General features: G+C 72.7%; 10 protein-coding genes. 3 read left to right on the top strand and 7 right to left on the bottom strand.

Translation table 11 applies throughout. The features are described 5' to 3' along the window. Positions 1 to 203 precede the first annotated feature (203 nt). Complete coding sequence (locus tag GCL84_RS10890; RefSeq protein ID WP_156755306.1) at positions 204 to 356, top strand: hypothetical protein; 153 nt, start codon at positions 204 to 206, stop codon at positions 354 to 356. Between the two features lie 745 nt (positions 357 to 1,101). Here the strand turns inward: GCL84_RS10890 and GCL84_RS10895 are convergent. Further along, positions 1,102 to 4,131, bottom strand: a complete 3,030-nt coding sequence (locus GCL84_RS10895; RefSeq protein ID WP_235926147.1) for an AfsR/SARP family transcriptional regulator — start codon at positions 4,129 to 4,131, stop codon at positions 1,102 to 1,104. A 310-nt stretch (positions 4,132 to 4,441) separates the two neighbouring features. On the opposite strand from GCL84_RS10895, the gene GCL84_RS10900 reads away from it, so the two are divergent. Then, positions 4,442 to 4,810, top strand: a complete 369-nt coding sequence (locus GCL84_RS10900) for a nuclear transport factor 2 family protein (protein ID WP_156755307.1) — start codon at positions 4,442 to 4,444, stop codon at positions 4,808 to 4,810. Positions 4,811 to 4,821: 11 nt separating this feature from the next. Here the strand turns inward: GCL84_RS10900 and GCL84_RS10905 are convergent, their stop codons facing one another. The 4 genes from GCL84_RS10905 to GCL84_RS10920 form a co-directional block, all read right to left on the bottom strand. Beyond that, complete coding sequence (locus GCL84_RS10905) at positions 4,822 to 5,613, bottom strand: SDR family NAD(P)-dependent oxidoreductase (RefSeq protein WP_156755308.1); 792 nt, start codon at positions 5,611 to 5,613, stop codon at positions 4,822 to 4,824. 159 nt (positions 5,614 to 5,772) lie between these two features. Then, complete coding sequence (locus tag GCL84_RS10910) at positions 5,773 to 6,558, bottom strand: AfsR/SARP family transcriptional regulator (RefSeq protein WP_156755309.1); 786 nt, start codon at positions 6,556 to 6,558, stop codon at positions 5,773 to 5,775. A gap of 490 nt (positions 6,559 to 7,048) precedes the next feature. Further along, entirely contained in the window at positions 7,049 to 8,536 is a 1,488-nt protein-coding gene (locus tag GCL84_RS10915) for a phosphopantetheine-binding protein (protein WP_156755310.1), read from the bottom strand. Next, a complete protein-coding gene (locus tag GCL84_RS10920; RefSeq protein ID WP_156755311.1) occupies positions 8,523 to 10,034 on the bottom strand; it encodes a class I adenylate-forming enzyme family protein in 1,512 nt (503 codons plus the stop codon). Before GCL84_RS10920 ends, GCL84_RS10915 begins: the two co-directional genes overlap by 14 nt. Positions 10,035 to 10,244: 210 nt before the next feature. On the opposite strand from GCL84_RS10920, the gene GCL84_RS10925 reads away from it, so the two are divergent. After that, the gene (locus tag GCL84_RS10925) at positions 10,245 to 10,838 is read left to right on the top strand and encodes a TetR/AcrR family transcriptional regulator (RefSeq protein ID WP_156755312.1); all 594 of its coding nucleotides are present in this window, start codon (positions 10,245 to 10,247) and stop codon (positions 10,836 to 10,838) included. Here GCL84_RS10925 and GCL84_RS10930 read toward each other — a convergent pair. Next, on the bottom strand, positions 10,835 to 11,851 hold the full coding sequence (locus GCL84_RS10930) for a ketoacyl-ACP synthase III family protein (RefSeq protein ID WP_156755313.1): 1,017 nt from the start codon (positions 11,849 to 11,851) through the stop codon (positions 10,835 to 10,837). The two genes, GCL84_RS10925 and GCL84_RS10930, sit on opposite strands and share 4 nt — an antisense overlap. Positions 11,852 to 11,903: 52 nt before the next feature. After that, complete coding sequence (locus tag GCL84_RS10935) at positions 11,904 to 13,421, bottom strand: MFS transporter (protein ID WP_197523164.1); 1,518 nt, start codon at positions 13,419 to 13,421, stop codon at positions 11,904 to 11,906. Between the last annotated feature and the right edge of the window lie 18 nt (positions 13,422 to 13,439).

Genomic DNA, 13,439 nt, shown 5'->3' on the forward strand with positions numbered 1-13,439 from the left:
GCTATCCCCTCGGCATCACCCAGACAACCCCTCAGCGATAGCTACAAAACCCCAGCTCAACCCCACCCTCCAGCTCACGATAATCCACCCGCCCCCCGTGATAGCGCCGCGATAAAGCCGGAGATAGCCCCGAGATTAGACAGCCACATAACTTTTTCCTCAGCACCCCGAAACACCCCAGCCCCCGAGCCCACGGAGCCCCAATGCGCACCCTCGCCACCACCGCCGCCCTCGCCACCACCCTCTTCCTCGGCATCACCGCCCACGCCGCCGCAGACACCACCCCCATCCCGTCCCCCGCCCCCACCACGACCACCACCCCGCCCTCCACCACCGACAGCAACCCCTGGGACTGACCCACCCCCACCGCACCAAACGCCAACCACTCCGCCGAGTCGACGCCCTCACCCACGCGACCACCGGGGCCCCGCAGCTTGTCACACGATCGAGCGCCCAGTCGGAAAGCCAAGGTCCCGAACCGCCGATCCCCCCACCGGCCACACACGAAACGCGCTCAACCGACGAACACAACGGCGGACTCCGCCCATCGGCCGTCGCGCCCCTGGCGGCAAGCACCATCATCCTCGGCGCATCCCTCTGGCCGGACATCCGATCCGAGTGCGTTCGGCGAGGCGACTCGCGAACCCCGCCTCGCGCCCGCACACAAGCAGGAGCGCAGTGGCCGCACCACATTGCCGCCGCTCGTAGCATTCGACGCCCACAGCGTTCGACGCCCAGCCCACTCAGCCGGCGCAGCCCCGGACCGTGTCACGGATCGGGCGGGGCGGGGCGGGGCATCGGCCCGCGAGCACGAGGTCGGCACAAGGCGGCAGGGGTACAGAGCTGGTCGCGCAACAGAGCGGGGCGCTCGCAAGGGGGCTGGAGGCGTGTCCGCAGGAGCGAGCCGAATTCGGGTTCTGCACACCCCGGGCATCGGGCTCACCGACCGCGGCACCGTCCACATCCCACAGGCCACACCAGACCTGGGCAGCCAGAGACCTGAGAAACCCGACCGCCCACTGCCTTCGCGCGCCATTCCGAATTCAGGCTACCAGAGACCCCCGACAATTCCCGTTCCAAGATCCGGAGTTGTCCACAGCCTCACCCGGCCACCACAACCGATGGTACCGAACCCTCCCCACGGATCGAGGACCCGATGGAGGAGTTGATCGCAGCGAGCGGGGCGGGAGGCAGGGCCGCCAGGTCGGACTGGGCGGCGGCTTGGTCTCGGGACAGGCCCCGGTCGGTGAAGGTGGTCAGGGCTTGTTCCAGGAGGAGGCGGGCTTGGGGGTGGTGGCCGGTGGTGGTGAGGAGCCGGGCCAGTTGGTGGCGGGTTCGGGCGGCGCCGGTGTGGTCGAGGATTGTCTCTCGGACGGAGAGGGCTTCTTCGTAGTAGGCGCGGGCTTTGGTGGGGTTGCCCGCGGCGGACCAGACTTCGCCGAGGTTGCAGAGGAGGTGGCCTTCGCCGATGACGTCGCGGGTGGTGCGGACCATGGTGAGGACCTTGGTCATGGTCTCGGCGGCGGCGGTGTGGTCGCCGGATTGGGATTGGACCTGGCCGAGGCGGCGGAGGGTGTGGGCCATGCCGTGGGTGTAGCCGACCTCGTGGTAGATGGACATGGCCTCGTCCAGGTGGGTGCGGGCTTCTGCCATGCGGTCGCGGCGGGTGAGTATGTGGGCGCTCTGGGTTCGGACGATGGCTCGGCCGACGATGTCGCCCGCGCGGTCGAAGTAGGACAGGGCTTTGTCGTAAAGGGACAGTGCGGTGTCGTCGTCGCCGGATTGGCGGCTGAGCAGGGCCAGGTCTCGGTGGCAGAGGCCTAGGCCGACGGGGTGGTCCAGGGCTAGGAACTCGGTGAGGGCGGCGCGCAGGGTCTGGTCGGCCCGGGTGGGGTGGCCGCGGTTGATGTGGAGGGTGCCGAGGGAGCCCAGCAGTGCCGCGGCGCCGAGGCGGTTTCCCGCGGTGCGGCAGGCGGTGAGGGCTTCCTCGTGGGTCTTCTCCCAGTCGTCGAGGTAGCCGCGGGCCTCGAAGAGGGTGGCGACGGTGACGGCGAGGTCCCAGGCGGCCTCGTGCAGGCCGCAGCGGGCGGCCTGGGTGATGGCGGCGCGGAGGTTGGCCTGTTCGCTGTCCATCCACTCGAGGGGGTCGGTGAGGACGGCGGTGACGTAGTCCTCCGGTGGTTGCCAGCGGGGTGCGGCGCCGTGCAGGACGGTGAAGTCGCCGCCGTAGATGCGGCGGTGGGCTTGTTCGGCGATGGCGAGCCAGCCGCCGATGACGCGTTCGACCGCGGGGGCGACGGGGTGGGGCAGCGTGGCGGCTTGTTCGCGGGCGAAGAGGCGGACGATGTCCTGGAAGCGGTAGCGGAACTCGCCGGTGGTCTCGACCGAGGCGACGTCGAGCATCTGCACGTCGACGAGGGGTTCGAGCAGGTCGGAGGGGAAGGGGCGGTCGTCGTCGAGGACGGCGCCCGCGGCCCAGCCGGGCAGGGTGGGGCCGTCGATGGCGCTGAGCAGGCCGAAGAGGGTGCGGGCGGCGGGGTCGAGGCCGTCGTGGGTGAGCGAGAGGCTGGCGCGGATGGTCATCTCGCCGTGGGCGAGTTCGTCGAGGCGGTGCCGTTCGCTGGCCAGGCGGGTGACCATGGAGGCCAGTGACCAGTGCGGGCGGGCGGCGAGCCGGGCGGCGATGATGCGCAGGGCGAGTGGGAGTCCGCCGACGGTGCGGACGAGTGCGGTGGCGGCCTCGGGCTCGCGGGCGACGCGCTGGTCGCCGATGACGCGGCGGAGCAGTTCGAGGGAGCGGGTGGGGTCGAGGGAGTCCAGTTCGATCTGGCGGGCGCCGGGGACGCCGGTGAGGCGGGTGCGGGTGGTGACCAGGACGGCGCAGCCGGAGCTGCCGGGCAGCAGCGGGATGACCTGGCTCTCGGCGACGGCGTCGTCGAGGACGACGAGGACGCGGCGGGTGGCGAGCAGGGTCCGGTACATCTCGCGGCGCTCGTCGAGTCCTTGCGGGATGACGGGTCCGGGGATGCCGAGGGCGACGAGGAAGCGGCCGAGGATGTCGGCGGCGGCGCCGGGTTCGCCCCGGGTGCCGCGCAGGTCGCAGTGCAGTTGGCCGTCGGGGAAGTGGTCGGCGGCGAGGCGGTGGCCGATGTGGGTGGCGAGGGTGGACTTGCCGACGCCGGGGCGGCCGACGATGACGACGACGCCGACGGCGGGGCCGTCGCCGGTGAGGGCGGTCTCGGCGGTGGCGATGAGGGCGGCGTCGCCGAGGAAGTCGGCGGTGTCGGCGGGCAGTTGGCGGGGGGTCTCGACGCGGTGCGGCGGTGCGGGTGGGTCGACGGGTTCGCGGGGCGCGGGGGCCTCGGTGGCGGGGCCGGAGAGGGCGGGGTCGCCCGCGAGGATGGCGCTCTCGAGCTTGCGCAGGTCCTCGCCGGGTTCGAGGCCGAGTTCGTCGATGAGCAGGTCGCGGCCCGCGCGGTAGAGGTCGAGGGCGTCGGCTTGGCGGCCGGAGCGGTAGAGGGCGAGCATGAGTTGGGCGCGGAGGCGTTCGCGCAGCGGGTGTTCGTGGACGAGGCGGGTGATCTCGCCGACGAGGTGGTGGTGGCGGCCGATGCCGAGTTCGAGTTCGAGGTAGGTCTCGGTGGCGGCGAGGCGTTCCTCGTCCAGGCGCAGGGCGCGGGTGCGCAGGGCGCGGTGCGGCAGGCCGCTGAGGCAGGGGCCGCGCCACAGGCCGGTGGCCTCGCGCAGGAGGCGGGCGGCTTCGGCGGCGCGGCCTTCCTTGGCCAGGACCCGGGCTTCGGCGACGGTGCGGGTGAAGTGGTGGACGTCGAGGGCGGTCTCGTTCACGCGCAGGAGGTAGCCGGGTGGGCGGGTCTCGATGGGGACCGCGAGGCCCGCGTCGCCGAGGCTCTTGCGGAGGCGGGAGACGCAGATCTGGACCTGGGTGCGGGCGGTGTCGGGTGGTTGGTCGTCCCAGAGGGCGTCGACGAGGTGTTCGGTGCTGACGACCTGGTTGGCCTCGACCAGCAGGCAGGCGAGGATGACCTGTTGGCGGCCGGGCGGGATGCGGACCTGGCCGCGGGGTCCGCGCGCCTCCACCGGGCCCAGCACGCGGAACTCGGCCCCCGTCACCGTGTCGATGGGGCACCTCCGCGTCGGTCACCGGGCAACGCGCTGAGCGTAATCACCGTTAATCCCCGCTGTATATCCGTCGGATGCCAGCGGGTTTCCGCCGTTCGGCGCTCGCGGGCGAGCGCCGAACGCAGGCACCGGGCCGGTTTGCGACGGTGGGCGACAGGTCGCTGAGCTGCGATGACGCTGGGTGCGCGGGTGTTGGCCAACGGCGGGATAGCGCGCGGATAGCGTTCGGTTAACCGATGGCGACAACCTCGTTGTCGGGCCCGGTGGTTTCCCGGTCCGGGCCACTGCTGGGAGGGAAGCCATGGTGGTCGAGGCGGTTCCGAGCGCGGCGGTGCTGGCTGTGGCGGTCGACCACGTCCGGCTGTCGTACCTGTACCTGGACGGCGGGGACCTGGACGGTTATGGGTCGTTGTTGCACGCTGACGCCCAGTTCCGCAGGCCGGACGCGGCGGACGCGCGGGGGCGGGCGGAGGTGTTGGAGATGTTGGCGGCGCGGCGGGTGGTGGGCGCGCATGAGTTGTTCAAGGTTGTCGCGGACGGGGACTGCGTGGCGGCGGTTGGGCGGCACGCGGGTGTGGATGGCGTGGGGGTGGAGTTCGCGGACTTCTTCACCATTGGCGATGACGGGCTCATCCTGGGGTGCAGGCGGTTCTATTACCTGTCCCCGTGACGCGGGGAGGGTTACGGCAGGATGGAGTCGACGTAGCCGCCGTCGACGCGCAGGGCTCCGCCGGTGGTGGCCGAGGCCAGCGGGGAGGCGAGGTAGACGCACATGTTGGCGATCTCCTCGGGTTCGATGAGCCTGCCGAGCAGGGACTGGGGGCGGTGCAGGCGCATGAACTCGCGCTGGGCCCGCTCCCACGGCAGGGACTTGTCGACGAGGCTGTAGACGAAGTCCTCGACGCCGCCGGTGTGCGTGGGGCCCGCGATGACGGAGTTGACGGTGACGCCGGTGCCCGCGGCGGCCTTGGCGAAGCCGCGGGAGACGGCGAGCAGGGCGGTCTTGCTCATGCCGTAGTGGATCATCTCCGCGGGGGTGGCGATGGCGGAGTCGCTGGCGATGTGCTGGACGCGGCCCCAGCCGCGCTCGGTCATGCCGGGCAGGTAGGCGCGGGTGAGGCGGACGGCGCTGAGGACGTTGACGTCGAAGTAGCGGCGCCACTGCTCGTCGGTGATGGACAGTGGGTCTTGGGCGCCGAAGATGCCGAGGTTGTTGACGAGGATGTCGACCTGGGGCAGGGCGCCGACGACGGCGGCGGCCCCGTCCTCGGTGGCGAGGTCGCCGGGGGCGGCGACGAACTCGGTGTCGGCGGCGGCGGCGAGGCGGTCGATGGTGGCGGAGACCTTGTCGGCGGTGCGGCCGTTGACGGCGACGCGGGCTCCTGCCGCGGCCAGTCCGGCGGCGATGGCCTCGCCGATGCCCTGGGTGGATCCGGTCACCAGGGCGGTGCGGCCGCCGAGGTCGAGTCGCATGTGTTGTTCCCGTCCCGTTCCTGGGCCGGGCCCGGTACCCGTCCCCCGTCGGCCATCCTGGCCCATCCGGGCGCTGCCCGCTGGGGTCGGGGCGTGGCCTCGGGGTGGCCGGCCAGGGTGGCTGCGTTGGCACCACTGGGCACAGCGGTCAGACGGCGGTCAGACGGCGGCGGCGGTGTGCCGGAAGTACGGGTCGAGCGACTGGTCGGCGCGCAGGATCGCCTGTTGCAGTGAGCGCAGCATGCGGCAGGGTTCGAGGCCGAGTTCGTGGTTGAGGGTGCTGCGGAGCTGGGAGTAGACGCGCAGGGCCTCGGACTGCCGCTCGGAGCGGTAGAGGGCGATCATGAGCTGGCGGTAGAAGGCCTCGCGGAACGGGTGCTCGCTGACCAGGGTGAGCAGTTCGCCGATGAGGTGGCGGTCGCGGCCCAGGGCCAGGTCCGCCTCGACGCGCATCTCGATGGCGGAGACGCGCAGCTCGTCGAGGCGGATGGCGGCGTTGCGCAGCACGGAGCTGTCGTGCAGGCCGTGCAGGGTGGCGCCGCGCCAGTGGCCGAGTGCGGTGGACAGCGTCTCGGTGGTGGCGGTGTGGTCCTCGGCCTCGAGCAGCCTGCGGCCCTGGCCGATGAGGCGTTCGGCGCGGAAGGCGTCGATGCCGTCCGGGTCGGCTTCGAGCAGGTAGCCGCCCGCGCAGGTCTTGACCGGGCTGGTCTCCGCCCCCTGCTCGCCGAGGAACTTGCGTAACTGGGAGATGTAGACGTGCAGCGCCGTGCGGGCGCTGCGCGGGCCGTGGCCGCCCCACATGGACTCCTGGAGCTGGTCGAGCGAGACCACCTCGTTGGCGCGCACGAGCAGGGTGGCCAGCAGTGTTTTGACCTTGGCCGCCTTCGGCGCGAACGCTCCGGCCGCGGTGGCGACCTGTAACGGTCCGAGAACTCTGTATTCCATTTCTCCGCACCCCGATTTCGACAGGAAAATTGGCGGATCAACCGCGATCCCGACCCCCTCGGCCCCGCTGGATCGCGCTCGTTTGATGTTTTCGGGTGCCCGATCCACTCCGGCGATCCCCTTAGCGCGCTGGCTAATGCCACTAGTCTGCACGTGATCCACCAGCACCGTAATCCGCCGACCGGCCTAACCTGAGTCGTACGCGGAGCGGCTAGATCTTGTTTTACACGCAGCTAACAGTGAGCGCAGCCCAGTGCTCCGGATTCGGCGCAAAACCCCTATCGGTTGCCAACAACAAGCAAGGGGAACCCCTACCGAACCCCCAGGGGCGGCCCCGACAAAGGAGCCGCGCGGCCGCACAGTCCATTCACGACGAAGAGATTAGAGCGTTACTTGTGATGTGTCCCGCACTTGCCGACGCGACGAGGCCGCCGCCCCGGGTCGGTGACCCGGGGCGGCGGCCTCGGTGGTGCTGGTGGTCCACCCGGTTTCAGACGGGCGCACCCGCGGGGTGCAACTGGTCGGCCACGGCGGCCCAGAGGGAGCCGGGGCTGGCGAAGGCGTCGGGGGTGAGCACGTCGTCGGAAATGGTCACGCCGTAGGCGTTCTCCAGCAGCACGAGCAGCTCCACGGTGGCCAGCGAGTCCAGGCCCGCCGCGCGCAGGCTGGTGTCGGCGGCGACGGAGGCGGTCAGGCGGGGCAGGGCGGCGCGCAACTGCGCCTCGAACTCGGTGTCCCACGGCATGGGCTGGGTTCCTTTCTCGGTGAGGGGTTCGCGCGCGAGGCGCAAGCGGGACGCGTGCAGGACCTGGTCGCCGCGGAGGAGGACCTCGGCGGGGGCGGGCCTGCTGAGGAAGCCGATGAGGCTGGCGGTGAGGCCGTAGGCGCCGACGTTCGGGATCTCCAGCAATTGCCCGGGTTCGGCGGGGGGAAGGGTGGCGTGGCGGTTGACGATGTCGGCGGGGGTGCACAGCGGGCCGACGAGGGTGGTGGTGACCGGGTCGCCGGTCGCGGGGGTGACCGGGCGGGCGGTCATGGGGCGCAGGCGGCCGATGCCGGAGAGCCCGCCGAGGTGGTGGATGCCGGTGTCCAGCACGGTGTAGGTGCCGGGGCCGCTGGCCTTGACCTCGGTGACGGTGCACAGCAGGGTGCCGCTGTCGCCGACGAGGTAGCGGCCGGACTCGAAGACCAGCTCGAAGCCGGGTGAGCGCCAGGCCGGGAAGTGCTCGTCCAGCGCGGCCTCCAGCGGGGCGCGCAGCGTGGTGTAGACCGGCCGCCGCCCCGGCCCGGCGTACGGGGTGGAGAAGCCGCCGCCGAGGTCGAGGTGGGTGACCTCGAGGCCCCACCTGGCGGCGAGGTCGGCGGCGACGCCCACGCTGCCGAGCAGCTCGGCGCGCAGGGTGTCCTCGTCGGGGCTGTTGGTCAGCGGGTAGAAGTGGAACCCGCGCACGGTGGCCCCCGGCACGGCCAGGTCGGCGCCGGTGACCTCGGGGTTGGCGGCGATGTCCAGGCCGAACTGGGAGGGCTGGCCGGTCATCCGCAGACCGGCGCCGCCCGCGTTCGACGGCGGGTTGACCCGCAGCAGGCAGGTGGCGTGCGCGTCGAAGCGCAGCGCGACCGCGCCGACGCGGCGCAGGTCGGCCAGCGACTCCACGGAGAAGGCGCGCACGCCCGCGGTGAACGCGGCCGTCAGCTCGGCGACGGTCTTGCCCGGTCCGCCGTAGAGGCAGTCGGCCCCGGCGAACCCGGCGGTCAGGGCGCTGGCCAGCTCGCCTGCGGAGGTGAGCTCGACCCGGCAGCCCGCGCCGCGCAGCACGCGGACCAGCTCGGGGTGCGGGTTGGCCTTGAGCGAGTACATGACCACGGCCCCGGTCGGCAGCGCGGCGCGCAGGTCGGCGGCGGCGGCCTCGACCTTCTCGGCGCGGTAGAGGTAGAGCGGGCTGCCGTAGCGGTCGACGAGGTCCTCAGCGGTGAGCACTGGCGTCCTCCCAGTCGGCGAGCAGGGCCTTCTTGTCGAACTTCCCGTTGGGGGTGAGGGGGAGGGTGTCGCGGACGAGGCACACCGGGGGGACCTTGGCCTGTTCGAGGCGGTCGGCGACGCCCGCGAGGACGACCTCGGCCGCGGTGGCGCCGGTGACGACGAGGACCATGTCGCGGTCGCCGTCGGGGGGCAGCAGGGCGGCGGCGGTGACGCCGGGGACGTCGGCGGCGGCGGCCTCGATCTCGATGGCGCTCATCCGGGTGCCGTGCCGCTTGAACTGGTCGTCGCGGCGGCCGGCGAAGTAGAGGTGGCCCTCGGCGTCGAGCGAGCCGTGGTCGCCGGTGTGCAGGCGGCGCCGCCCGGTCGGGCCGGTGCGGAAGCGGGCGGCGGTCAGCTCGGGGGCGTTCCAGTAGCCGGCCATGACGTGCGGGCCCTCGGCGACGATCTCGCCGACCTGGCCCGCGGGCAGTTCGGCGCCGTGCTCGTCGAGGACGAGCACCCGGGTGCCGGGCAGGGCGGGGCCGACGGAGCCGGGCTTGGCCAGGTCGCCGTCGGGTTCGCAGATGGTGACGCGCTTGCACTCGGTGATGCCGTACATGGGGACGACGGCGGCGTTGGGGAACGCCGCGCGCAGGCCCGCGGTGGTGGGGGCGGTGAGGGCGGCGCCGGTGTTGGTGAGCAGCCGGACGTGGGCGGGGGTGGCGCCGCGGCGGACGAGGCGGGTGAGCATGTCGGCCAGCGACGGCACGACGGGGACCACGGTGGCGCGGGAGGCGCGCAGGGTGGCCATGAGCGCGACCGGGTCGGCGGCGTCGGCCAGGCGCAGCTCGGCGTGCGCGAGGGCGGCGAGGAGGACCTGGTAGAGGCCGTAGTCGAAGGACAGCGGCGGGGCGGTGAGGATGGTGTCGTCGGCGCGGTAGCCCAGGCGGGCGGCGATGGCCGAGGCGGCGAAGCGGACCGCGCGGTGCGGGCAGACGACGCCCTTGGGGGCCGAGGTGCTGCCGGAGGTGTAGATGAGCAGCGCCAGGTCGTCGTCGCTGACCGCGGGCAGCTCGGTGGTCGCGGTCGGGGCGAGGACCTCGTCGGCGGTGGCGAGGCGGGCGGTCCCGGCGCAGCGGGCGGCGGTCTGGTCGTCGGCGGGGGCGACCACGAGGCGCGGAGCGGCGTCGGCGACGACCTGGGAGAGGTGGTATCCGCGCATGGCCGGGTTGACCGGGACGACCGCGGCGCCCGCGCGGAGGGCGCCGTAGAGCAGGGCGACGAACTCGCGGGTGTTGCCCAGGCGCAGCAGGACCCGGTCGCCCACCTCGACCCCGGCGGCCCGCAGCCGGTGCGCGGCGGAGGTGGCGGCGGCGTCGAGTTCGGCGTAGGTCCAGGCGCCCGTGGCGTCGGACACCGCGGGCCGGTCGGGCGCGGCCGCCGCGGCGGCGTCGAGCAGGGCGGCGACGGAACCCGTGTCCGGGGGTGCGCTCGCCGCGCTCAGCACAGGGGTCATGTCAGCACTCCGTCTTGTCGCGGTTTTCTGCCGCCACTTTCGACGAGCGGGCTAGGACGCTCCTTAAGCGCGGCCTACGAGCCGCCCTCTTTGCCGCGCAACGCTTTCCGAGCCGCTGCCCGCGGTGGGCATCTTGACAAAACCTCACCCAGCTATTCTACTTAGCCAAAGAGCTATGACCAATATCAAACCAGCCGGGGGTCACGAGCCATGCCCAGACGAGGCCTGTCGACGGCGTCGGTCGTGTCCGCCGCCGCGGAACTGGCCGACGCCGACGGGTTGGGCACGCTGACGTTGAGCAAACTGGGCGCGCACCTGGGCGTCCGGGTCCCCTCGCTGTACAAGCACATCGACGGCATCGCCGACCTGTTCCGCCGCCTCGCCGCCGACTCGACCAGCGAACTGGCCACCATCCTGCGCTCCGCCGCGGCGGGCCGCTCCGGCTCCGACGCCCTCGCGGCCACCTGCCACGCCTACCGCGAGTTCGCGACGACCCGACCGGGTCGGTACGACTCGATACAGCACCCGGTGGAGGTGTCGGACGAGTTGCGGCTGGCGCAGGGGGTGATGCTGCGGGTGGTGGCGGAGACGTTGCGGGGGTACCGGATCTCCGATGAGGACGAGTTGGTCTCGGCGGTGCGGATGCTGCGCAGTGTGCTGCATGGGTTTGTGTGCCTGGAGCGGGGGGCGGGCTTCCAGTTGTCGACTCCGTTGGGGTTGACCTTCGACGAGCTGATCGCCATGGTGCACAGCTCGCTGGCCGAGCGGGCGGGCGATGTCGCGGTGGCGCGGAACAGGCCCTAGAGAGCGGGCGTGTCCACGATCTCCACGACAGCGCAGGTCGCGGTGAAGCCCGCGCCGCCGCCGACGAGCAGGACCTTGTCGCCGACCCCCACGATGCCGGTGGCCAGCGCGTGGTGCAGGCCGGCGAACTGGTCACCGGCGCCGAGATGACCCGCGACCCGGCCGAAGGACCAGCTCGTCCTGTCCTCGGGGACGCCGATGAGCTGGTGAAGCTGCCACTGGAGCTTGGCTCGACCGCTGGCGGGGATCACGGCGTGGGCGATCTCGGAGATGTCGGTCTTGCCGTCGATGAGGGCCTGGTCGACGGACTCGCGGACGGTGGCGCCGAGGCGGGTGGCGGCCGCGCGGACGGCGCGCATGCCGCCGGGGTAGGCGGCGATGCGCTCGCCGATGGCGACCGGGCGGGCGCCGGGGGCGTCGTGCCAGTCGGGGCCGCGGACGACCTGCTCGAGGGAGTTGTCGGCGGTGGTGGCGGTCGACAGGAGGCGGGCGAAGCCGCGGTCGTTGCTGAGCAGGAGGGCGGTGGCGCCGTCGCCGTAGAGGATGCCGCTCTCGCTGCGCCAGCGGTCGATGCCGGGGGCCGCGAAGCGGTCGCCGGTGGTGATCAGGGCGGTGGTGGGGGCGGTGCGGGCGCAGAGCTGGGTGGCGGCCAGTTCCAGCGCGCCCATGCCGCCGTTGCACTGCTGGAGCACCTCGAAGGCGGGGACGCGGTCGTTGACGGCGTTGCGCGCCACGTAGGAGGCGGCCGGGGCCATGTCCACGCCCTGGAACCACAGGCTGGCGTGCAGCACGAGGGCGCACTCGTCGGCGGGGCGGCGGGCGGCGGCCAGGGCGGCGGCGCCCGCGCGGGCGGCCATCACCGGGGCCGGGTCGTCCCCGACCAGGACCGAGACGATGCCGTTGGCCTCGTGGTCGACGGCGTCGTAGTGCCCGTCGGCGACGGCCTGGGCGGCGCTGCGCGGTTCCGGGAGGTCGACCCCCAGCCCGGCGATGTAGGTGCTCTCCCAGTACATGGCTGGTCCCGCTTTCTTCAGTGGCTTCCCAGGCGAGGGTTCCCCGGGTGGTTCAGGGTGCTGCGACGGGCTGGGGCTGGTCCGGGGCAGGCAGGCGGGCGCTCGGACCGCGACCGGGCAGCCGGGTGGGCAGGGTCGCGAGGGCGAACAGCGCCCCCGCGAACACGACCGCCGCCGCCACGGTGAGCCCGAGGCCCACCGCGTCGGAGAAGGCGGCGGCGGCGCGGGCGGCGATGTCGGGCCGACCGTCCTGCTGGGACAACTGGGCGGCTCCGGCCAGCGACAGCCTGGCCTGTTCGGGCAGGTCGGCCAGCGAACCGGTGTAGAGGCGGTGGAAGACGGTGCCGACGACGGCGACGCCGAGGGCGTAGCCGAGTTCCTGCATGGTGTCGTTCATCGCCGAGGCCATGCCGCCGCGCTCGTCGGGGACGGTGCTGAGCATGGCGTCGGTGGCCGGTGCGAGCGAGACGCCGAAGCCCGCGCCGACGGCGATCAGCCCGGCGAGCACCTGCCCGTAGCCATCGGCCCAGGCGATGGTGAGGATGCCCGCCGCCGAGCAGGCCAGGCCGAGCGCGACGGCGAGGCGGGTGCCGAGCCGGTCGGTCACCGGGCCCGCGAGGCCGGAGGCGAGGATGGTGGCCACCGCGGTGGGCGCGACGCCGAGCCCGGACTCCAGCGGGCTGAACCCGAAGGCGAACTGCAGTTGCTGGGCGAGCACGAACAGGGTTGCGGCCAGGCCGAAGACCACGAGCAGGTTTCCGACGCTGGCGCCGAGGAAGGTCTTGCTGCCCAACACCCGCAGGTCGATCAGCGGGTGCTCGGCGCGGCGCATCCGCACCGCGAACCCCACGCCCGCGGCCGCGGTGGCGACGAGCGAGCCGAGCACGGGGGCCGAGGCCCAGCCCTGGGCGGGGGCCTCGATGATCGCGAAGACCAGCGCGCAACTGGCGACGGCGCCCAGCAGCGCGCCGGGCACGTCGACCGGGGTCGCGGCGGGGTCGCGCCACTCCGGGACGGTGGCCAGCCCGATCGCCAGGGTCACCACGACCAGGGGGATGTTGAGCACGAACACCGACGCCCAGCCGAAGGAGCCGACCAGCAGGCCGCCGACGACGGGGCCGATGGCCACGCCGAGCGCGGACACCCCGCCCCAGACGGCGATGGCCCTGGGCCGCTCGGGGCCGTGGAAGACCTGCGCGATGATCGACAGCGTGCCGGGCATGACGAACGCGGCGCCGAGCCCCATCACCGCGCGGGCCACGAGCAACTCGGTGACCCCGTCGGAGAACGCCGCCAGCACCGAGCCGAGGCCGAAGACCGCCAGGCCGCCGAGGGTGTAACGCTTGCGCCCGAAGCGGTCCGCGACGGCGCCCGCGGCCAGCAGCAGGCCCGCGAACACCAGGGAGTAGACATCGGCGATCCACTGCACCTCGGTGGTGGTGGCCCCGAGGTCGGTGATGAGCTGGGGGATGGCGACGTTGAGGACGCTGTTGTTCAACACGATCGCCAACAACGACAACGACATCACCGCGAGTATCCAGTGGCGCCGGGGGTGTGGTGCGCTGTCCACGACGACTCCTCGGGTGTG

Source organism: Actinokineospora pegani, assembly GCF_009745975.1.
Classification (GTDB): domain Bacteria; phylum Actinomycetota; class Actinomycetes; order Mycobacteriales; family Pseudonocardiaceae; genus Actinokineospora; species Actinokineospora pegani.

What these genes read in the sequence shown, in the direction of transcription:
- GCL84_RS10890 (WP_156755306.1), top strand. Translation starts at nt 204, where the DNA reads ATGCGCACCCTCGCCACCACCGCCGCCCTCGCCACCACCCTCTTCCTC.
- GCL84_RS10900 (WP_156755307.1), top strand. Translation starts at nt 4,442, where the DNA reads ATGGTGGTCGAGGCGGTTCCGAGCGCGGCGGTGCTGGCTGTGGCGGTC.
- GCL84_RS10905 (WP_156755308.1), bottom strand. Translation starts at nt 5,613, where the DNA reads ATGCGACTCGACCTCGGCGGCCGCACCGCCCTGGTGACCGGATCCACC.
- GCL84_RS10910 (WP_156755309.1), bottom strand. Translation starts at nt 6,558, where the DNA reads ATGGAATACAGAGTTCTCGGACCGTTACAGGTCGCCACCGCGGCCGGA.
- GCL84_RS10920 (WP_156755311.1), bottom strand. Translation starts at nt 10,034, where the DNA reads ATGACCCCTGTGCTGAGCGCGGCGAGCGCACCCCCGGACACGGGTTCC.
- GCL84_RS10925 (WP_156755312.1), top strand. Translation starts at nt 10,245, where the DNA reads ATGCCCAGACGAGGCCTGTCGACGGCGTCGGTCGTGTCCGCCGCCGCG.
- GCL84_RS10930 (WP_156755313.1), bottom strand. Translation starts at nt 11,851, where the DNA reads ATGTACTGGGAGAGCACCTACATCGCCGGGCTGGGGGTCGACCTCCCG.